The organism is Streptomyces lincolnensis, assembly GCF_001685355.1.
GTDB lineage: Bacteria > Actinomycetota > Actinomycetes > Streptomycetales > Streptomycetaceae > Streptomyces > Streptomyces lincolnensis.
The window spans coordinates 3348871-3369672 of sequence record NZ_CP016438.1 but is presented as its reverse complement, the minus strand read 5'-3'; the positions used below and the strand labels follow the sequence as shown (position 1 = coordinate 3369672).

Here is a 20802-nt window from a genome sequence, read left to right as displayed (position 1 = left end):
CGGGGCGGGGGTGTGAGGGTCCTGGCACCCCTCGTGGTGACCATGATTTCATGATCGCCTGGACAGATTTCTGGACGCTGATTCCCGTCAAGTCGGTCATGGCGCCTATGGGGTAGTCCGCGTAGGTGTCGTGCAGGTCTCCGCTGGCTCGTTCCGTGGCGGGAAGCGGCCCACGGGTGTCACGACGAAGAAGGAGACCGTCAGCACGGCCCTTCGGGACTAGGTGCGCGTGGTGAGTTCGAGCAGGCCGCGGCGGCGCATGACGCGGAGAAGCGTGCACGACCCGAGGCCTTCGAGTGATCACGTATCTGGTGGACACCTCGGCTCTGTGGCACCTGTTTCGCACTCCAGGCGCGTTGCGCCCCTGGGAGGGACACATTGCCGCCGGGGTGTTTCACCTCTGCGAGCCGACACGTGCCGCATTCCTCTACTCGGCGACCAGCCCGTCTCACCGAGATGAGCTGCCGAGGAACTGGACGCGCTCTGTCTGCTCTCCCCGGTCCCGAAGAGCGCCTGGCGGTGGGTCGCGACACCGCCCAGTACAAGCTGACCCGGCAGGGCCGGCATCGGGCGGCTGGGGCGATCGACCTGTTGGTGTGTGCGACCGCGGTCCACCATGGGCACACCGTCCTCCACGTGCCTGATCTCCTGAGGAAGGGTCCACGTGCGTCGGCCCTTTGGCCTTCCCTCCTGCGGGACCCGGACTCACAACCCGCACATGACGAGGGGCGGCGGACCGAGACCCCTTCCGCCGCCCCGCTCACCGGGTCAGCTCACCCCGTCAGTACCCCTTGAAAACAGGCGCCCTCTTCTCCGTGAACGCGCTCATCCCCTCCTTCTGGTCCTCCGTCGCGAACAGTGCATGGAACACCCGCCGTTCGAAAAGAAGCCCGTCGCGCAGACCGGTCTCCAGGGCCCGGTCGACCGACTCGCGGGCGGCCATGACGGCCGGGAGGCCGTAAGAGGCGACGGTCGCGGCGGCCTCCGTGGCCTCGGTGAGGACGCGGTCGTCCGGGACCACCCGTGACACCAGGCCCGAGGTCTCCGCCTCGCCGGCGTCCATCGTGCGGCCCGTGAGGATCAGGTCCATGGCCTTGGCACGGCCGACCAGGCGGGTGAGCCGCTGGGTGCCGCCGATGCCGGGGATCACGCCGAGCTTGATCTCCGGCTGGCCGAAGACCGCCGACTCGCCTGCGATGATCAGGTCGCACATCATCGCGAGTTCGCAACCGCCCCCCAGCGCATAGCCGTTGACCGCCGCGATCTTCGGCGTTCGGAATCCGGCGAACTCCTCCCAGCCTGCGAAGTAGTCCTCCGCGGCCATGTCCACGGCCGACTTCCCGGCCATCTCCTTGATGTCGGCACCGGCCGCGAAGACCTTCTCCGAACCGGTGACGACGAAGCAGCCGACGCCCGGGTCACTGTCCAACGGGCGTAGTACGTCGAGGAGCTCGGCCAGCAGCTCGCTGCTGAGAGCGTTCAGGACGTGCGGCCGGTGGAGTCGTACCGTGACGACGCGGTCATGACGTTCGATCTTGAGGGTGTTCATCGACTCTCCCTGTCTCCCTCGCTCCTGACGGCCTGTTACGAGTCCCAGATCGCGCCGTACGCGGGAATGCCGCGCCGCTCGAGGCCGTGAACGACCTGCCAGGTCAGCTTCTTGTTGGAGATGCAGATGACGGCTTCGGCACCGAAGTCGCGGTACGCGGTGTACGCGAGCCGCACCATGTCCGGTTTGCCGTGCTGCGAGGTGTCCCAGACCAGCGCGTTCGGCTGGACGGCGAGGATCTCGTCGACGAGGCCGTCGCCATAGGTCCGGCGGGGGTCACGCGTCGCCCACACGAGCCGCGAGGGCACCTCGGCGGCCAGCAGATGTGGCAGGCAGGGACCGATACCGCTGCCGGTGGCGACGTAGATCACCTTGCTGAACAAGGTCTCGATATTGGCGACCCCGGCCGTGGTGATGCCCTTGACCCAGACCTTCGGGGGCGCGTCGTCGATGAACGAGCCCGTCCAGTCGCCCGCACGGGAGATGGTCAGCCGGAAGCCGGGTTCGCCGGGTGAGGGCACGTTGGCGAAGGAGTGCCACTCGGTGAGCGGGCTGCGGCTGATGGCGGTGGACGACCCCGCGAAGGGAGTCACGCCGTGATCGAAACGGGCCAACGCGACGTGCGTGGAGGGCCGCTCGATCCGCACGTTCACTTTGCGGAGCCGCAGCCAGGGCATGGCGACGCTGAAGGTGACCACGGTCAGCACCCCGAGGGCGACCAGCCCCTGCGCGCCGAGCAGCGTATGCGTCCAGAACAGTGCGAGGGCGCTCCAGCCGCCGAAGCGGTGGATCTTCTCGAAGTGGTCGTGGAAGCGGGAGCGGAAGGGCGGCAGGGCGGTGGCGACGATGACGACGAGCAGGGCGACGAGTACCCAACTCGCCGTGATGAGCGGCAGGTTGGCGCCATCGACGGTCGCCACGACCGCCCCCGCGAGGAACCACACCGCTCCGGCCAGTGCCCCGCCCACATGCAGTCCGCCGAAGTGGTACACCTTCCCGAGCGTCCACCGCACCTTCAGCGGCCAGCTCGTCGGAGCCCAGGTCGCCAGCCGGAAGAAGAGGTTGATGACGTACTGCTGGCGTACGACCACGGCGAGCGCGAGGTTCGCGAGGGACGCGTAGCCGATGGTTTGGGCGCTCGGGACCCAACTCGCCGCCAGGAATCCGAAGTTGGCGAGCAGCACCAGGGCCGCCAGGCGGTTGTAGTGCATCAGGCGGGGATGCTTGAGGAGGCGACGGGGCGCGGACGTGAGCGGAGGGAGTTCGGCGAGAGCCGCGGGAGGGGAGGGAGGCGCTGCGTGCGTGGCGCCTCCCACCTCGGCGGATGAGGCCTCGACGGATGAGGCCTCGACGGACGAGGTCTCAACGGGCGACGTCATCAGGCCGCCCCCTCTCGCACCGCCGACACCGGCAGCAGGGGTGGTCCCTCGCCATGAACCGTCACCGCCCGCGCGGCGTGCAGCGCGGGCTCCTCCCGCTCCGCCGCCAGCCGCAGCAGTGCGGCCCGGTCGACCTTGCCCCGGTCCGTCTCCGGCAGCGCGGCCACCGGGAGGACCGTGGCCGGCACGCAGTAGTACGGCAGTGCGTCGGCCACCGCGCGCCGGGCCGTGTCCGGGTCGACGTCGGCCGGGCAGACGAAGGAGATCAGGCTGCGGGCGTCCCGTTTGAGCGTGACGGCGCGGGAGCAGCCCGCCGCCGACTCCAGTACCGAGGAGACGGAGTCGAGTTCCACGCGGAAGCCGCGGACCTTGACCTGGTCGTCGGTACGGCCCAGATGCTCGAGTTCGCCGTCCGGCGTCCAGCGGCCGAGGTCGCGGGTACGGAACATGCGGCGTCCGCCGCCGAGGAAGGGGTCGGGGGCGTACCGCTCGGCGTTCAGCGCCTCGTTGTTCAGATAGCCCGCCGATACGCAGTCGCCCCCGGCCCACATCTCGCCGATCTCCCCGATGGGCAGCGCACGCCGGTGCTCGTCGAGGACGTACACCGTGTTGTTGGGGGTGGGGCGGCCGATCGTGAGCAGTGCGTCGTCCACGCGGTGGTGGTGCATCGTGTTGACGATCGTCGTCTCCGTGGGCCCGCAGGAGTTGTGGAAGGCGGACCGCCGGGCCCAGGCGTCCGCGAGCGGTCGCGGGCACGGCTCGCCCGCGACCGCCACCGTCCGCACCCGGGGGCAGCCCGCCGGGTCGATCCCGGACAGCACCGTCGGCGTCGCGATCAGCACGTCCGCCGTACGGGCCGCCGCCGCGACGTCCTTGCCGCGGACGACGAGCGTGCCGCCGTGGGCGAGGCAGCCGAGGATCTCCCAGGCGGCCATGTCGAAGGCGATGTTGAGGAGCTGGGCGACCCGGTCGCCGGGGCGGATGCCCAGGTCACCGGGCTCTGTGAGGAGGATGTTCGCGACGTTGCGGTGGGTGACCTTCACCCCGTTGGGCTTGCCGGTCGTGCCGGAGGTGAACAGGACGTAGCACCCGTCGTCGGGGCGTAAGGGCCGCTCAAGACGGACCCGCTCATCCGTGGAGAGGTCGGCGGGATCGTCGTCGAGCGTGATCAGCCGGTGTCCGGTGTCAGGCAGGGGCACTCGCAGCGTGTGCTCCGCCTGAGTGAGGACGACCCGGGTTCCGGCGGTGCGGATGACGTGCCGCAGCTGGGCGGCGGGGGTGAGGCCGATGTCCTGCGGGACGTACGCGGCGCCGGCCTTCAGCGTGCCGAGCAGTCCGACGAGCATCGGGATGGAGCGGCGTACGAAGAGGCCGACGTGATCGCCGGGCCGTACGCCCTCCCGTACGAGCCTGGCCGCGAGCCGGTCGGCACGACGGTTCAGCTCGCCGTACGTGATCGTCGTGCCCTGATGCTCGGCGGCGACGGCGCCCGGCGCGGCAGCGGCCTGCCGTTCGACGGCGTGGTGGACGAGGGGGTCGGGGACGGGGACTTCAGGACCTTGGCCGAACTGCCAGAACAGGGCCCTGTCTTGGAGGGACAGATGGCTCAGGGGCATGCTTCACAGACCTCCTGGCTGCGTGGGGAGAAGATGCCTCGGGCGACAGAACGCTGACATGCGTCGATATATGGATATGCCGAGCATCGTGCGGAGGTGCAGGGCCGCGACACCGGAGTGCGGTGGCGGCTCCCATAGCTTTAACGTTCAATGTGGTCCGCGTCACTGGGGAAACAAGTCACATGACTGGCCTGACAGCACATCGACAGCTTCCGCACAGGCAGGCGACAGGAACCTCACGTGCAGCGTGGGTAACAGGACGCGTTGATCGAGTGGGATGGTGACCACTCGATTTCCGATGCTCGTCGCCGCTGGCTGGTGAGCGGATTGCCCGCGCTTGGTAGGTGTCGGGCCGGTCATCCTGCCTCTCCGCGCGAGCGGGGGCGGGCCGTACGGCGCCAGAACGGGACGGGTGATCCGGCACGGCCGGTACGACCCGGGTGGACGTCGACGCCACCACGCCGGTGCGTGCGCTGGGCGCATGGTTCGGTCAACCGGTCTGAGCACCGCATTAACAGTCGCCTCAGGTTCGCTCGCTAGGAAGTAGGCATCCAGACAAGCGATGCAACCCGTATGCAGGAGGCTAGTGATGGCAGTCGACGCAGCGCCGTCCGGGGAAGCGCCGGCCGGTCGGTTGGCAGGCCGGTGGGTGCCATGGTTGGTGATCGGCTTATGGCTGGTGCTGGCGGTGGGCATGGTGCCGCTGAGCGGAAAGTTGAGCTCGGTCACCACCGACAGCGCCGTGGACACCCTGCCGGCCAGTGCCGAGTCCACCAAGGTGGCGGTGCTGGACGACAGTCTCCCCGGAGGTGACAACAACACGTTCGTCTTCGTGTACCACCGCGCCGGCGGCATGACCGACGCCGACCGCGCGACGGTCGAGCGCCACTACGACACCCTAGCCAAGCGGTACCCGCCGAAGGCGACGGCGGCGGCCGGCGAGGACGACGAGGGCTCACCGACGAGCCCCTCCACCGACCGCAAGGCGATGATGTTCACCCTTGAGGTGAGCACGGCCTACGGCGCACCGGAGGACATCGTCGGCCCGTTGCGTGACGCCGCGAAGGACCGCCCCTCCGGCCTGGAACTCGACGTGACCGGCCCGGGCGCGATCGACGGCGACATGGATGCCGTCTTCGACGGCATCGACGTGCAGGTCCTCCTCACCACCATCGTCGTCGTCACGCTCCTGCTGATCCTCACCTACCGCAGCCCGGTGTTGTGGATCATCCCGCTGGTGGCCGTCGGCGCGGCCGCACTGACCTCGATGGGGACCGTCTACCTGCTCGTCAAGGGCTTCGGCATCGTGGTCAACGACCAGAACTCGGCGCTGCTGACGATCCTGGTGTTCGGCGTCGGCACGGACTACGCGCTGTTGCTCATCGCTCGATACCGGGAGGCACTGCACCACCATGAGAACGTCCGGGTCGCGATGGTCCACGCGCTGCGCGGCGCGGCGCCGGCCATCGTCGCGTCCGCGGCCACCGTGGTCGCCGGCCTGCTCTGCCTGCTCGTCGCGGACCTGAACAGCACCAGCGGGTTGGGCCCGATCGGTGCGGCCGGCATCCTGTGCGCGCTGGTGGCCATGCTGACGCTGTTCCCGGCGGTGCTCGTGGTGCTCGGCAGGCGGATCTTCTGGCCGGCCGTCCCGCGGTTCAGTACGGCCGTGGAGGAGAAGCCGGGGCTGTGGGGACGGCTCGGCACCGCCATCAGCCGCCGCCGGTGGGTGGCGACGCTCGGCTCGCTCGGAGTCCTCGGCGTGCTCGCCCTCGGGCTGGCGGGCAACACCGGCGCCCTGCGGGAGCAGGACCAGTTCCTGTCTGCGCCGGAGTCGGTCACCGGCTTCACCGTTCTCCGCCAGCACTTCCCGGAGCTCGGCGGCCAGCCGATGACGGTCTTCACGCGGCCGGCGCACCGGGAGCGGGTGCTCGACATCGTCAAGGACACTCGCGGTGTGGCCCTGGCCGTCCCGGAGCAGACCAGCGGTGGCTGGGCCAACATCTCCGTGTTCCCGAAGGACGCGCCGGACACCGTCGCGGAGTACGACACGATTCTGCGGGTGCGCACCGCCGTGCACGCGGTGAGCGGGGCGGAGGCGATCGTCGGCGGGCCGAGTGCGGAGAACCTCGACACCGAGGTGACCACCAAGCGCGACGAGAAGCTGGTGATCCCGCTGGTGCTCGCCGTCGTCCTGATCGTCCTCGGGCTGCTGCTGCGCGCGATCCTGGCCCCGCTGATCCTGATGGCCACCGTGATCGTCTCCTTCGCCGCAGCCTTCGGCGGCAGCGTGTTCGTCTTCGACACGATCCTCGGGTTCAAGGGGATCGACTATTCGGTGCCGCTGCTGGCATTCCTGTTCCTGGTGGCGCTCGGCGTCGACTACAACATCTTCCTGGCCAGCCGGGCCCGGGAGGAGACCGTGCGTCTCGGCACCGGAGAGGGCATGCTCAAAGCGCTCTCGGCCACCGGTGGCGTCATCACCTCGGCAGGCCTGGTCCTGGCGGCCACGTTCGCGGTCCTCGTCACACTTCCGCTGGTGATGCTGGTCGAGGTCGGCTTCCTGGTGGCCTTCGGCGTGCTGCTCGACGCCCTGCTGGTGCGGTCGGTCCTGGTGCCCGCCCTCACCTTGCTGATCGGCCGGCGGATGTGGTGGCCGAGCCGGCTGTCCCGTCCAGCGGCGGAGCCGCCGGACGGTCAACAGCCGCTCGCCGACGACGAGGAGCCCGCGCTGCAACGGTGAGCGCGGCGGCACGGACGAGATCCGGGACGGGGACCCAGGCCCGTCCCGGATTTTTTTCATGGGCCCGACGGTCGCCGCCCTCTGGCCCCTGCGCCGTGCGGCCTGGGCTGGGGTCGGCGCATCGCGGTGTCCTGCCCCGTGGTGAGCCGCGCGGGGCCATTGCCCGACGGCTGCCGCCCTTGGTCCTGCGCCGTTCGGCAGGGATTGGGATCGGCGCACCGTGTCCTGCCCCGCCGGTGAGCCGCGCCGGGCCATGCCCGACGGTCGCCGCCCTCTGGCCCCTGCGCCGTGCGGCCTGGGCTGGGGTCGGCGCATCGCGGTGTCCTGCGCCGTTCGGCCGGGATTGGGATCGGCGCACCGTGTCCTGCCCCGCCGGTGAGCCGCGCCGGGCCATGCCCGAGGGCCGCCGTCTCTTGTCCTGCGCCGCGCCGCCGGGGCGGGTCAGGGCGCCGCGGTGTCCTCCCCGGTGGTGAGCCGCGCGATCGGGGTGGGCGGGGCCGCGGCCGGAAGGTCGACCCGAAGCAGCGCGCCACCGCGTGCGGAGCGGGCGACGGTGGCCCGGCCGCCGTGGGCGTCGACGACCCGCTGCACGATCGACAGCCCCAGACCGGATCCCGGCAACGCCCGGGCGCTGTCGGCACGGTAGAACCGGTCGAACACCCGCGGTACGTCGGCGGCGTCGATGCCCGGCCCGGCGTCGTCGACCTCGAGCACCACCGACGCGTCCTCGGCACGGAGCCGGACCTGGACCGGCTGGTCCGCGGGGGACCACTTGCCGGCGTTGTCGATGAGGTTGAGCACCGCCCGCTCGAGCGCAGCGGGACGCCCGCTCACCCACACAGAGGCCACGTCGAGCGCGACCTCGACGTCGGGCACGCGGGAACGCGCCCGGGTCGCGGCGGCCACCACCACGTCGGCGAGGTCGAGCACCTCGGTGCTCTCGTCGCTGACGTCACCGCGCGCCAGGTCGGTCAGCTCGGCGGCAAGGGTGCTCAACTCGGCCACCTGGGCGCCGAGATCGTTGAGCAGCCGGGTCCGGCTCTCCGCAGGCAGTGCGCTGTCCAGGGTGCCGCGCCGATCGAGCCGGATCAGCAGCTCGACGTTGAGGCGCAGGCTGGTGAGCGGGGTCTTGAGCTCGTGGGCGGCGTCCTCGGCGAGCAGCCGCTGGGCCCGCCGGGAGTCCCGGAGCGCGGCGAGCATGTCGTTGATCGACTGGATCAGCCGCCGGATCTCCCCACCGCCCTCATCCGGGATGTCGGCGTCGAGATCCCGGGTGTGCGCGACACGTACCGCGGCGGCGGTCAGCCGGTCGATCGGTGCCAGCCCGGTCCGTGCCACGGTCCGCCCGACAAGGGCGCCGCCGACCATGCAGAACAGGCCGATCAGCAACATGCCGAACCCGAACCGGTTGATCGGGGTGTCGTCGGCGACCTGGGCCACCTGGACCGCGCCGTCGCCCGCCCGCAGCGTGTAGACGAGGTAGCCCTCCTCGCTGTCGTTCGACTCCATCAGGTCGGCCGACGCGCCCTGCGCCACGCGCCCGGCGTCCTCGCTGACGGGGGGCAGCGCGGGTTGGCCGGCCGGCGTCCGGGTCGAGCCGTCGGGCAGGATGACCCGCACCAGCCGACCGGATCCGGGATACGGAGGCAGCTGGACCTGCGCCAGACCGGCGCGCTCCGCGTTCGTCGCCAGGACGCGGGAGTCGGCGCGCAGTTGATTCTCGGCGGTGTCCCGCAGCTCCCAGTCCAGTAGCTCGCTGGCCACCTGGAAGGCCACGAACACGCTGACCGCGATGGCCGTCGCCGCGATCACCGTCAGCCTGGTCCGCAGGGACCGCCGGCGCCACCATCGGGTCAGCCGGCGCGGTTCCCGGCCGGCGGGCCTGCTCACGGAGGAGTCTCCCGCAACGTGTATCCCAGGCCGCGCAGCGTGTAGATCAATCGCGGCTCACCCTCGGCCTCCATCTTGCGGCGCAGGTAGCTCACGTATACCTGGAGGTTGTTCGCGGTGGAGCTCATGCCGAAGCCCCAGATCGCCTCGAACAGCGCGTCGCGGGTCACGACCCGGGTCGCGTTGCCCACGAGGACCTGCAGGAGGGAGAACTCGGTCCGGGTCAGGCGCAGCGACCGCGCGCCCCGCCACGCCTCGAACCTGTCGGGATCGAGCCGGACGTCGGCGAACGACAGGATGTGCGACTCCTCGTCGGTCGGCGTGCGTCGGCGCAGCAGGGCCCGCACCCGGGCCAGTAACTCCTCGGTGGCGAACGGCTTGGGCAGGTAGTCGTCGGCGCCCGCGTCCAGCCCCGCGACCCGGTCGGAGACCTGGTCACGGGCGGTCAGCATCAGCACCGGCAGATCCCGGCCCGCGGCCCGCAACCGCCGGCAGGTCTCCAACCCGCCGAGGCGGGGCATCATCACGTCGAGGATCAGCAGATCCAGCGTGTCACCGCCGGCCCCACCGACCCCGTCGAGCACGGCGAGACCGTTGGCGACGGTGCTGGTGTCGTAACCCTCGACCTGGAGCACCCGCTCCAGCGAATCCCGGATGGCCGCTTCATCATCCGCGATCATGATCCGCACGCCGGCCCGCCCCCTTCCAGTCGATGTTTTTGCCGCTCATTGTCCCCGACCAACCTGAGGCCAGGATTAGAGCGTCGCTGGGGACCGCGCGGCCCGGCGCACCGTATGACCGGCGGGGAGCTGACGCTCGGCGCGGTGCCGGCGCGGCTGGAGGAGCGGGAACGCGAGATCACCGCACAGGCCGAGACGATGCGGGAACAGGTCGCGCAGCCGACCGCACAGCTCGACGAACCCGGCCGGGCCGCCCGCGCCGAAGCTGCCGGATCATCCGGCCTACCAGCAGATCATGGCGGTGTTCGCCGCGGCCGACCACCCGCTGCGGGCCCGGCAGGTGTCTGGGCCGGCGCAACCGGCCCTGCGTCGGCCAAGCCTGTCCGTTCGGGACGCGTCCGGGACGCGTTCGGGGCGCGTTCGGGGCGCAAGGACAGGAGCAGACCGACAAAGGCGAAGGGATGCCGACGTGAAACACGAGCGAAACGGGCGATTCCTAGACTCCGCCAGGTGCGCCTGAAAGTACTTGAAGCACCCAGCGAGTGGAGCCGGTTCACCGAGGACTCCGTCGAACGCCGCATGCTGCTCGCCCTCGGCCACCGGCTCGGCACCAGGCTGCGTCCGAAACCGCTCATGCTGCCGGACGGCAACCGCGTCGAGGTCGAGGGGATCGACGCCGAGGGCCTGGTGCTCGTCCAACTCGTCAGCAATCAGGGCGCTTACAAGCCCGCCTACCGCAACAAGGTCATGGCGGACATGTTCAAACTGCTCTGGCTGCGCGAGGCGGTGCCGACCGCCGAGCGCGCGGTGCTCCTCGTCAGCGAGCTGGTCGTGCAGGCGCTCGGCGGCTGGGTGGCATGCGCGGCGGCCGACCTCGGGATCGAGATCTACGTCTTCGACGGAAACGCCGTCGTGACACTGCCGCGCCGAACGTAAAGTCCGCGAAACACGGCGGGGTGGGGCCGCGAAACACAGGGCTCCTACGGTCGAGGCACCTAAGCGGATTTCCGCGTGGCAGTCTCCCGCACTCGCTACGCACGCTCTCCGACTTCCAGGATCGGGCCTTCGTGCTCGCGACATGGATGGGAGCGTGAAGGTGACTGGCACGCCAGCACTTGAGTTGCGGTCGGTGGACCGGGTCTACGGATCCGGGTCCGCCGCGACGAATGCCCTCGACGACGTGGATCTGACGGTGCCACCCGGCCGCTTCGTCAGCCTCATCGGGCCCAGCGGCTGCGGCAAGTCGACCCTGCTGCGCATCGTGGCCGGCCTCGAACGGCCCGACCGCGGCGAGGTCCGGGTGCACGGCGTCCCGCCGGCGCAGGCATGCGCCGCCAAGATGATCGGGCTCGTGCCGCAGAGCCCCGCCCTGCTGCCGTGGCTGTCCGTGCTGCGGAACGTCACTCTGCCGCAGAAGATCAACAAGGGGTCGGCCGGACGCCGTGAGCGCATCGCCGGTTCCGGGCAACGCCAGGCCGCGCCGTCCGCCCCCGACATGCGGGACCTCCTCGTCAAAGCGGGTCTCGGCGAGGCCATGGACAAGCTGCCGGCCCAGATCTCCGGCGGCATGCGGCAGCGCGCCGCGATCGTACGGGCCTTCGGCCTGCGGCCCGACGTACTCGTCATGGACGAGCCGTTCTCGGCCCTCGACGAGTTCACCCGCGAGAGCCTCCAGGACCAGCTGCTCGACCTGTGGGACGAGCTGAAGACGACGGTCCTGTTCGTCACCCACTCCGTGTCCGAGGCCGTCCGGCTCTCCGACACCGTGGTCGTCATGGCCCCGGGCCCCGGCCGCATCGTGGACGTCATCGACGTCGACCTGCCCCGGCCACGCGGTGACCGCCTCTTCGGGGAGCGCCGCTTCCACGAGTACGAGGACCTGGTCCGAGACCGACTGCGCCGTGCCTGGCACGGCGAAGCCGCCTGAGCGGGGCGTGGAGATGACCGTTACCGACGAACGCACCACCCCGGCGGCCGAGACGGAGCAGCCCACCGGACCGTCGCGCTTCAGCCTCAGGCATCCGAGGTCCCGGATCGCCTGGATCCGCCCCTCCGTCTGGGCGCCCCTCCTCGTCATGCTGGCGTTCCTCGCCGCCCTGTGGCAGTGGGGAGCCGAGAAACTGCCCTACCTGCTGCCGCCGCTGTCGGCCATCGGCAGCTCGCTCACCACCCAGCTCGGCTACTACGTCGACAACGCCCTGGTCACCCTGGGAGAAGCGGTGGCCGGCCTCGCGATGGGCTTCGTCGCCGCGTTCGCGCTGGCGGTGCTGACGACCGAACTCCCGCTCCTGCGCCGGGCCGTCATGCCGATCGCCGTCGTGCTCAACGTCACCCCGCTCGTGGCGATCGCACCCGCCCTGGTCGTCGCCTTCGGCTTCGGTCCGCTGCCCAAACTCGTCATCGCCGGCCTGATCTGCTTCTTCCCGGTCCTCATCAACGCCGCGACCGGTCTGCGGTCCGTGCCGCAGCAGGTGGTGCAGGTGTACCGGACGATGGATGCCGGCCGCTTCGAGCTGCTGTGGCACGTGCGCATCCCCAACGCGCTGCCGTACCTGTTCGCGGCGCTGCGCATCGTCCTCCCGCTGTCGATCGTCGGCGCCGTGGTGGCCGAGATGTCGGCGTCGGGATCGACCCGGGGCCTGGGCACCGCGATCAGCACGGCCTCGTCCATGAACCAGCTGCCGGTCGTATACGCCTCGATCCTCGTCCTCGCGGTCATGGGTGTGCTGCTGCTGCTCGCCGTGACGCTGGTCGAGCGCCGCGTTCTCCACTGGCACGACAGCGCCCACGACTGACACCGCTCACCTCCCGGCGCCCCGTGGCCCGCGACGGCGGGGGCTCGGCGACGCATGCCCTCATCCGCACCGTTCCCCGGCGGTCACCGCCAGTTCGGAGTAGTCACCCATGTCACCCACCTCACCCATGTCACCTGTGCAGTCCCGTCCCATGAGATCGGGGCTCGCCGCCCTCGCCGCGATCGCGCTGACGGCCGGCGTCGCCGGATGCGGCTCGGAGGCCGGCGCCGGTACCTCGACCGGCTCGGAAGGGTCCGCGATCTCCGCCGAGCGGTGCGCCCAGAACAAGGCCGCCGGCACGATCACCTACCTGTCGGGGTACCAGTACCAGTCGTCGGTGTCGATCCTCGAGTACATCGCCGCGAGCAGGCTCGGCTACTTCAAGGACCTCTGCCTGAACGTGGTCCTCAAGCCCGGCACCGGCGACACGGCGCAGAACACCAAGCTGCTCGCCGGCGGCCGGGCGACCGTGAGTCCCGTCGCCGAGCAGGACGTCATCCAGGCCCGGGCCAACGGGATCGACATCACAGGCATCTCCTCGTACTCGAACGCCGGCCTGGAGGTCCTGATGACGAACAAGGACATCACCAGGCTGACCCAGCTCGACGGCAAGGTCGTCGGCCACAAGGGCTACGTGCCGGCCACCGTCCGGGCGATGCTGGTCAAGGCCGGAGTCCGGTGGGACTCGCTCAAGCTGGTCAAACAGGGCTACGACCCCTCCGTACTGCCGCGCAGGCAGGGCGGCCTCGAAGCCCTCACGGGGTTCGTCTCCAACGAGCCCAACCAGCTCAGGGCGGCCGGCGACGCCGTCACGGTGTGGAAGCCCATCGACTACGGCGTCCCGAGCTCGCTCGGCGCGATGGCGGTCGACCCGGCGTTCGCCAAGGCGCACCCGCACGCCGTCGAGGACATCCTGCGCGCCGCCCTGCACGCCTACGACTACTGCGGCGCCGACGACAAGCACATCGCCGAGTGTGTCGGGTACGCGGCACAGCTGTCCGGACCGACGTACGACAAGAAACTGAACACGGCCATCTGGAAGACCGAGACTCAGATCGTGAAGGACCATCCGACGGCCGGCCGGCCGCTGGGCGCCATCGACCCGAAGAACGTCGCGGGGATCGTGGACATGCTGCACCGGTTCGGGATCGTGCCCGACAGCGTGACCGCCGGCCGGGCCGAGGGATGGTTCGACACCTCGTACGTCAAGGCCGTCCACGCGGACGACAAGCTGGTCTGGCCCGCCCCGTAGCCGCAGGAACCTCACGGAAAGGCGCACACACGTGCCCGCGAAAGAGTACGGAATCTTCCTCCCCATCGGGAACGGCGGATGGATGCTGTCCACGACCGCCCCGCATCCCGAGGCGAACTACGAGTGGAACAAGCGCGCCGCCCTGCACGCGGAGACCATCGGCCTCGACTTCGTCATGTCGATGGCGAAGTGGCGCGGCTTCGGCGGCAGCACCGACCACTGGGGCCGCTCGCTGGAGTCGATGACGATGATGGCGGCGCTCGCCGAGGCCACCAGCCGCGTCAAGATCTGGGCGACCCTGCACGCGAACGTCCACAACCCCGCCATCGCCGCGAAGATGGTCGCCACCCTCCAGGACATCTCCGGTGGCCGCGCCGGCATGAACATCGTCAACGGCTCCTACGCGGGCGAGTTCGAGCAGTTCGGGGAGTGGGACCCGCGGCTCGGTCACGCGGACCGCTACGAGATGACGGAGCTGTGGACGGAGGCGGTCACCCGGCTGTGGACCGAGGACTCCGTCACCATGAGCACGCCGTACTTCGACCTCGTCGACTGCGAGTCCCGCCCGCACCCGGCCACCCGCCCGACCCTCATCAACGCGGGGAGGTCGCAGGAGGCCCGGCGCTTCCAGGCCAGGTACGCCGACGGCGCCTTCCTCGCCGCCGAAAGCCTCGACGAGATGCGGACGCTCTCGGCGGACGTCCACGCCCGGGCGAGGGCCGAGGGACGTGTCTGCAAGACCTACTCGATGCTCACCGTCGTCCAGGACGAGACCGACGAACTGGCCGCCAAGAAGGTCAAGGAGTGGGGCGCGGGCCTCGACCGCGAGGCACTGGCCCACATGCGCCGCACCTGGGGCATCCCCGAGGACCAGGCCCGCGCGTGGGCCGACGGCGCGGGCGGCGAGGCGGCGTTCCAGACCCCGTACGTCGCCGGATCGGCGCGGACGGTCACCGAGCACATCGAGTACATCGTGCGCGAGGCCGACCTCGACGGGCTGATGCTGATCTTCCCGGAGTACGACGAGGACATGCTGCTGTTCGGCGAGACGGTGCTGCCGGTCCTGCGCGCCCGTGACGAGGTGGCGGGATGACGTCCGACCTGCGGGACAGACAGCTCGCCCACCTCACCCGGCCCGGCAGCGGGCCCGCGCTGGTCGTGGTCGACGTGCAGCGCGACTTCGCCGATCCGGAACGCCTGAAGGACTACGGCCTGACAGATGCCGCCCTGTCGGCCCTCGACCGGGCGGTCACCCGCGTCGGCGCCCTCGTCGACGCCGCCCGCGCGGCCGCGGTGCCCGTCGTCTGGGTCGAGTTGGGCAGTGAGCCCGCCCGGCCGTGGCGTTCGAGCAACTGGCTGCGCGGGGGCGACTACGACGCCCCCATGGGCCCGGCCGAGCCGTGCGTCCTCGGCACGTCGGGGGCCGAGTGGTACCGGACGCGGCCCGCCGAGGGCGAAACGCGTGTGGTCAAGCGGGCGTACAGCGGTTTCCTCGGCACCGACCTCGACGCGCGGCTGCGCGCGGCCGGCCGCGGCTGGCTCACCGTCGTGGGCCTGACGAGCGAGTGCTGCGTCTACGCGACCGCCCAGGACGCCCTGCAACTGGACTGGCCCGTCGTCGTCCCCCGGGACGCCACGGCCGCCTACGACCTCGACGTCAACGCCGCGGCCCTCACCCAGCTGGGACTCAACGTGGCCGTGCTCAGCGACACCGACGAGGTCGTGGGCCTGTGGAAGAAGGCGGCACGGTGACCGGCATGCACATCGGCTACGACCTCTCCTTCACCCACACCGAGGGTGCGTGGGCCCGGCAGGGCTCCTGGGTCGGGCTGGACTTCCCGGACGTACGCATGTTCATGGAACTGGCGCGGACGGCCGAACGCGCCGGCGTCGGGATGCTGTTCTTCGGTGACGGCAGCGGCATCCCCAGCACCTGGCGGGGGAGTATCGAACCGGCCGTGGAGTGGGGCATCCAGTGGCCGCGCCACGACATGTCGCCGGTCATCGCGGCCATGTCCACCGTGACCGAGAGGATCGGCTTCGGGCTGACCTATTCCTCGACGTTCATGCACCCGTTCTACGTCGCCCGGCTGCTGAACTCGCTCGACCACGTGACCAGGGGGCGCATCGCCTTCAACGTGGTGGCGTCGACGCGCGGCGCGGACGCGGCGAACTACGGGTTCGGCGAGCTGATGGACCACGGCCTGCGCTACGAGCGGATGGAGGAGTTCATCGCGGTCTGCCGCGCGCTGTGGGACTCGGTGGCGCCCGACGCCATCGTCCGCGACCGGAGCACGGGCCGGTTCGCCGACCCGGCGAAGGTGCGTCCGATCGACCACGAGGGGCGCTTCTTCACCGTCAAGGGCCCGCTGGCGTCGGTCCCCGGTCCGCAGCACCACCCGCTGATCGTCCAGGCGGGCAACTCGCCCCGGGGCATCGCCGCGTCGGCGCGGTTCGCCGATCTCGTCTTCGGCTTCGGCGGCAGCCTCACCGCCCAGCAGCGCCACCGCGAGCTGCTCGACGAAGCCCTCCTCGCCGAGGGGCGCGACCCGGACCGCATGGGCATCCTCTGGGCCACCCAGGTCATCGTCGGTCGCACGACGGCCGAAGCACGGGCACGCCGCGACTCGGTCCACGAGTTCTGGAACGAGGAAGCCGTCGCCACGTACCTGTCGCACAACGCCGGCTACGACCTGTCGACCCTGCCGCACTCCTTCCGCCTGGCCGAGCTGCGTGACGAGCTCGTCGCGGCCAACGCGAGCCCCGCGGGCCTCGTCGCCTCGCTCATCGCGGAGTTCGGCGAGGACCACACGATGAGCCGCGCCGAGTTCTTCACGCACGGTCGCGGCCGGGCCACGGGTCTCGACCACAGTGTCGTCGGCGACCCCGCCACCGTCGCCGACGCGTTGCAGGAGAACTTCGCCGCCACCGGATCACGCGGCGGCTACATGATCTCCAGCCCGCTGGCCATGCCCTCGGGCTTGACCGAGATCGGCGAGCTGCTGCTGCCCGAGCTGCGCCGCCGCGGTGCCCTCGCGCCGGCCCCCACCGGCGCCACGCTGCGCGAGAACCTGGCGGTGTGAGATGACCGCAGGGAGCGAGCGACGCCACTGGCTCGCCCTCGGCAGCCTGTGCGCGGGGTTCTTCATGCTGCTGCTGGACAGCACCGTCACCTCCGTCGCGCTGCCCGCGCTGATCACCGGCCTGCACACCAGCGAGACCCTCGCGATCTGGGTCAACAGCGCCTACCTCATCGCCTACGCGGTCCCCCTGATCACCGCGGGACGCCTGGGCGACCGCTACGGCCACCGGCGCGTCCACCTGATCGGACTCGCGGCGTTCACCCTCGGATCGCTGCTGTGCGCGCTGGCCACCACCGTCGGGGAACTCATCGGCTGGCGGGTGGTCCAGGGCATCGGTGCCGCGCTGATGACACCGCAGTGCCTCACCCTCATCAAGGCGCTGTTCCAGCCGCCGCGCCTCGCCGTCGCGCTCGGCATCTGGGGCGCGGTCGGCGGAGCCGCGGTGGCCGCCGGGCCGCTCGTCGGCGGCCTGCTCGTCGCCGCCGGCGGCTGGCCCGCGGTGTTCTGGGTCAACGTCCCGGTCGGCGTCGCCGCCATGGTCGCCGTGGCCGCGTTCGTCCCGGCCCTGCCACGCCAGAAGGCGGGCATCCCGGTGTGGGCGATCTGCGCGAACGCCACGGGCGTCGGCGCGCTCGTCCTCGGCATCCAGGGCACGGACGCCGCGAGCGCCCACGTGTGGGGCGTACCGCGCTCGCTTCTCGCTGTCGTCGGCGTGCTGGTCGTCGCGGCCGTCGTCTGGCTGCAACGCCGCGACGGACAGCGCGCGCTCGTGCCGGTCGCGCTGCTGCACAGCCGTGGATTCGTCATCGCGGCCTGGGGCGGCGCCGCCGCGGCCTTCTGCGCGGGCTCGGCCATGATCCCCCTGATGCTCTACCTCCAGCAGGAGCGCGGGCTGGCCCCCGGCGCGGCGGCACTCACCCTCGTACCGATGGGTGTGGTGTGCCTGCTCGGTGCCCCCTTCTCGGCCCGGCTCAACAACGGAATCGGACCACGTGCCGTCGCCGCCATCGGTTCTTCGGCGCTCGTCCTGTCCATCGGAGCCTCGGCGGTACTCGTCGCGGCCGACGCACCCGTCCCCGCCCTGACCGCGGCCTTCGCGGTGTACGGGGTGGGCAACTCGTTCGTCTGGTCGCCCCTGTCGATCGCGGCGGTGACCACGGTCGCCCCGGACGAGGTCGGGGCGGCGTCGGGAACCTTCAACGCCATGAAGCAACTCGGCGCGGTGCTGGGCAGCGCGGTCAGCGCCGTTCTCCTGGCCGGGTTCGGCTACGCCGCCACCCTCGGCGGCCTCGCCGCCGCCGGACTGCCCTGTCTCCTCGCATCCGTGTTCCTCCGCGTCGACGACCCCGGGGCCGGATCTCCCGCGGTGTCCGCCACCGCACCCCGTCTACCCACAGGAGTCGCCTGATGAAGGCCGTCGCCGTCATCGGAAACCCCAAGCCCGGCTCGCGCACCCGCGACGCCGCCGAACGCCTCGCCACGGCCCTGGAACTGGACTGCGAGGTCCTCGAAGTCGCCGCGCTCGGGGCCGGTCTGGTCGCCTGGGGCGACCCGGACGTCACCGCGGCCGTCGAGCGGGTGCGGTCCGCCGACATCGTGATCGCGGCATCCCCCACCTACAAGGGCACGTACACCGGCCTGCTCAAGATCTTCCTCGACCAGTTCCCCACGGCGACCGGCCTGGCGGGCCAGGTGGCGTTGCCCCTCATGCTCGGTGCGGGACCAGCGCACGCGCTCGCCCCCGAACTCACGCTCAAGCCCGTGCTCGTGGAACTCGGCGCGATCTGCCCGGCGCAGGGCCTCTACCAGCTCGACTCCACCTACACGACGGATGACTCACTCGCCCGCTGGGCCGGGCGGTGGGGCCGGACCGTGCTCGACACCGCGAAGACGAGGACCGCACGATGACCACCATGGAAGCCCTCACCTCGGATCCCGGCGAGCTGAAGAGGGCGTTCGCCGCCTTCCCGTCAGGAGTCGCCGCCCTCTCGGCCCGCGTCCACGGCGACCCGACCGTGATGATCGTGTCGTCGTTCGCCGTCGGGATCTCCGCCGACCCGCCCCTGGTCTCCTTCGCCGTGCAGCACACCTCGACGACCTGGCCGGCGCTGTCCCGCGCGCAGGCGATCGGAGTATCCGTCCTGGGCCAGGAGCACAGTGGCAAGGCCCGGCAACTCGCGTCCCCCGGCAAGCAGGGCCGGTTCGCCGGCCTCGGCACGGCGGAAGCGGCATCCGGAGCGATCTTCCTTGAGGGTGCGCCGGTCTGGCTGGAGTGCACGATCGAGCACACCTACCCGGCCGGCGACCACGACATCATCGTGCTGCGGGTGCTCGCCATGATGGCCGACGACGAGCGCAATCCGCTCGTCTGGCACCGACGGACGTTCAAGACGCTGGCCGACTGAGGCGGGACCTGTCACCGGATGCGCTGCGCCGGCCTGGTGGCGGCGTTGAGCAGGTACTCCAGGGGGCCGCGGCGGAAGAAGCGGGACCAGATCGCGGCGAACACGGTCGCCCCGAGGACGAACAGGAGCAGCGGCACCCAGGACTGCTGGCTGCTCTTCCCGCTGGGCATGGACAGCGCGGACTGTGCGAGGAAGTGGCCCACGTAGGCGGTCAGGGACATGGTGCCCACGGCGACGACCGGCTGGGCCAGGCGGCGCAGTCGCGGCAGGCGGTCCATCGCCACCGTCGCGCCCACGATCACGAGGATCGCCACTCCCACGCTGCCGATGATGTCGAACGTGGTGCCGCTGTGCGGCCCGGCCGTCAGGAGCGACGAGGCCTCGCGTTCGAGTGACGCGCCGTCGGGGGGCATCGACCCGGAGCCGCCGGACATCGCTCCGGAGCCGCCGGACGGCCCTCCGTCCTCCGCGGTGCTCCGCAGCGCGTCCTTGCCGGCCAGCAGCAGGGACAGGCCGTACGCGGCCGCGGTGAGGGCGGCCGCGAACGCGGCCAGGCGCCACTGGACGGTGGCCCGGGACAGGTCGAGGCGGGCCAGCGCCATACCGGCGACCACGAACGAGATCCATGTGATCGTCGGGTAGAAGCCGGTGAACAGCAGGTCGAGCACTCCCACGTCACTGAGCCGGTGGAGCGGGTCGTAGGCGTTGATGCTCTGCCGGACCGGTTCGGTCAGCACGGAGTTCAGGGCGAACGACAGCTGGGGTGTGACGAGGGCGAGGCCGGCCGCGGTGATCGCGAGTGTCCTGGCGCTCAGGCGCACCAGGGGCAGGGCCAGCAGGAAGTAGACCCCGTAGAAGCCGAGGATGACCACGCCCCCGTACTCCATCGCCATCGCGGTGCCCAGGGCCAGCAGGACGACGGCGCGGATCGCGATCCTGGCCTTCGCCTGCCGGCCGGCCAGGCCGGTCTTCGGCTCGCGGCGGCCGGCGAGCAGCATCAGGGAGAACCCGGCGAGGGTGGCGAACAGGACCGAGGAGTGCCCGTCCGAGAGGTACCGGATCCAGCTGCCGACACCGTCCGTGGCCGACAGCGCGGGACCGATGTGGACGACGTACATGCCGAACACCGCCAGCGCACGCGCCAGGTCCACCCCGACGAGGCGTCCCATCGAAGGGCCGGGCGGGGTGGAGGACTGAGGCGGCGATGTCTCCCGCGGGGCTGACGTGTCCTGCGGTGGCTGTGTCTGTGTCATGCACCGACAGTCGCGTCGGCGCCGGGCGGCGGACCATCCGGCAGGCTTCGGTGACGGCCCCGCCGGTCGGCGGGTACCGCCCCGCCCACCGGCCTTCAGCCACTCGACGGGGGTGGACCCGCCGGTTGCCGGATGGGCGCGGGGCGTTCGCGATCACAGG

Annotated in this window: 17 protein-coding genes and 1 pseudogene; 12 read left to right on the top strand and 6 right to left on the bottom strand. The window is 71.0% G+C overall.

Annotated elements, in window-relative coordinates; all coding sequences use genetic code 11:
* Positions 1 to 296: 296 nt before the first annotated feature.
* Positions 297 to 639 (top strand): annotated as a pseudogene (locus tag SLINC_RS49300) (PIN domain-containing protein); the annotation flags it as partial.
* 142 nt (positions 640 to 781) lie between these two features.
* On the opposite strand, the gene SLINC_RS14940 reads toward SLINC_RS49300, so the two are convergent.
* The 3 genes from SLINC_RS14940 to SLINC_RS14930 are packed head-to-tail and all read right to left on the bottom strand — an operon-like array spanning position 782 to position 4544.
* A complete protein-coding gene (locus SLINC_RS14940; RefSeq protein WP_067432211.1) occupies positions 782 to 1549 on the bottom strand; it encodes an enoyl-CoA hydratase-related protein in 768 nt (255 codons plus the stop codon).
* 35 nt (positions 1550 to 1584) lie between these two features.
* Positions 1585 to 2928 carry a ferredoxin reductase domain-containing protein gene (locus tag SLINC_RS14935; RefSeq protein ID WP_067432208.1) on the bottom strand — a complete coding sequence of 448 codons (1344 nt, stop codon included), beginning with the start codon at positions 2926 to 2928 and terminating at the stop codon, positions 1585 to 1587.
* Positions 2928 to 4544 (bottom strand): amino acid adenylation domain-containing protein, encoded by a 1617-nt coding sequence (locus SLINC_RS14930; protein ID WP_067432205.1) that lies wholly within the window; start codon positions 4542 to 4544, stop codon positions 2928 to 2930. The genes SLINC_RS14935 and SLINC_RS14930 overlap by 1 nt, the downstream gene beginning before the upstream one ends.
* A gap of 589 nt (positions 4545 to 5133) precedes the next feature.
* Between SLINC_RS14930 and SLINC_RS14925 the strand changes: the two genes are divergently transcribed.
* Entirely contained in the window at positions 5134 to 7284 is a 2151-nt protein-coding gene (locus tag SLINC_RS14925) for an MMPL family transporter (protein ID WP_067432202.1), read from the top strand.
* 441 nt (positions 7285 to 7725) lie between these two features.
* Here SLINC_RS14925 and SLINC_RS14920 read toward each other — a convergent pair whose 3' ends face one another.
* Together SLINC_RS14920 and SLINC_RS14915 are read right to left on the bottom strand one after the other, a co-directional pair.
* On the bottom strand, positions 7726 to 9174 hold the full coding sequence (locus SLINC_RS14920; protein ID WP_067432199.1) for a HAMP domain-containing sensor histidine kinase: 1449 nt from the start codon (positions 9172 to 9174) through the stop codon (positions 7726 to 7728).
* The gene (locus SLINC_RS14915) at positions 9171 to 9863 is read right to left on the bottom strand and encodes a response regulator transcription factor (RefSeq protein ID WP_067432196.1); all 693 of its coding nucleotides are present in this window, start codon (positions 9861 to 9863) and stop codon (positions 9171 to 9173) included. The genes SLINC_RS14920 and SLINC_RS14915 overlap by 4 nt, the downstream gene beginning before the upstream one ends.
* A 501-nt stretch (positions 9864 to 10364) precedes the next feature.
* Here SLINC_RS14915 and SLINC_RS14910 point away from each other — a divergent pair.
* From SLINC_RS14910 to SLINC_RS14865, 10 genes are all read left to right on the top strand, one after another.
* Positions 10365 to 10790: a hypothetical protein gene (locus SLINC_RS14910; protein WP_067432193.1), complete on the top strand. Its 426-nt coding sequence runs from the start codon at positions 10365 to 10367 to the stop codon at positions 10788 to 10790.
* A gap of 160 nt (positions 10791 to 10950) precedes the next feature.
* The gene (locus SLINC_RS14905) at positions 10951 to 11781 is read left to right on the top strand and encodes an ABC transporter ATP-binding protein (protein WP_225988413.1); all 831 of its coding nucleotides are present in this window, start codon (positions 10951 to 10953) and stop codon (positions 11779 to 11781) included.
* A gap of 13 nt (positions 11782 to 11794) precedes the next feature.
* The gene (locus tag SLINC_RS14900) at positions 11795 to 12649 is read left to right on the top strand and encodes an ABC transporter permease (RefSeq protein WP_067445348.1); all 855 of its coding nucleotides are present in this window, start codon (positions 11795 to 11797) and stop codon (positions 12647 to 12649) included.
* Positions 12650 to 12800: 151 nt separating this feature from the next.
* Positions 12801 to 13901: an ABC transporter substrate-binding protein gene (locus SLINC_RS14895; RefSeq protein ID WP_211292756.1), complete on the top strand. Its 1101-nt coding sequence runs from the start codon at positions 12801 to 12803 to the stop codon at positions 13899 to 13901.
* 31 nt (positions 13902 to 13932) lie between these two features.
* A complete protein-coding gene (locus tag SLINC_RS14890) occupies positions 13933 to 14994 on the top strand; it encodes an LLM class flavin-dependent oxidoreductase (protein ID WP_067432184.1) in 1062 nt (353 codons plus the stop codon).
* Entirely contained in the window at positions 14991 to 15653 is a 663-nt protein-coding gene (locus SLINC_RS14885) for a cysteine hydrolase family protein (RefSeq protein ID WP_067432182.1), read from the top strand. Before SLINC_RS14890 ends, SLINC_RS14885 begins: the two co-directional genes overlap by 4 nt.
* A 5-nt stretch (positions 15654 to 15658) precedes the next feature.
* Positions 15659 to 16984: an NtaA/DmoA family FMN-dependent monooxygenase gene (locus SLINC_RS14880; RefSeq protein ID WP_225988524.1), complete on the top strand. Its 1326-nt coding sequence runs from the start codon at positions 15659 to 15661 to the stop codon at positions 16982 to 16984.
* 1 nt (position 16985) lies between these two features.
* The gene (locus SLINC_RS14875) at positions 16986 to 18392 is read left to right on the top strand and encodes an MFS transporter (RefSeq protein WP_067432180.1); all 1407 of its coding nucleotides are present in this window, start codon (positions 16986 to 16988) and stop codon (positions 18390 to 18392) included.
* The gene (locus tag SLINC_RS14870; RefSeq protein ID WP_067432177.1) at positions 18392 to 18892 is read left to right on the top strand and encodes an NAD(P)H-dependent oxidoreductase; all 501 of its coding nucleotides are present in this window, start codon (positions 18392 to 18394) and stop codon (positions 18890 to 18892) included. The genes SLINC_RS14875 and SLINC_RS14870 overlap by 1 nt, the downstream gene beginning before the upstream one ends.
* Entirely contained in the window at positions 18889 to 19389 is a 501-nt protein-coding gene (locus SLINC_RS14865; protein WP_067432174.1) for a flavin reductase family protein, read from the top strand. Before SLINC_RS14870 ends, SLINC_RS14865 begins: the two co-directional genes overlap by 4 nt.
* Before the next feature lie 11 nt (positions 19390 to 19400).
* On the opposite strand, the gene SLINC_RS14860 is transcribed toward SLINC_RS14865, so the two are convergent.
* Positions 19401 to 20642, bottom strand: coding sequence for a DUF418 domain-containing protein (locus SLINC_RS14860; protein ID WP_182449164.1), 1242 nt, complete (start codon positions 20640 to 20642; stop codon positions 19401 to 19403).
* Positions 20643 to 20802: the final 160 nt, after the last annotated feature.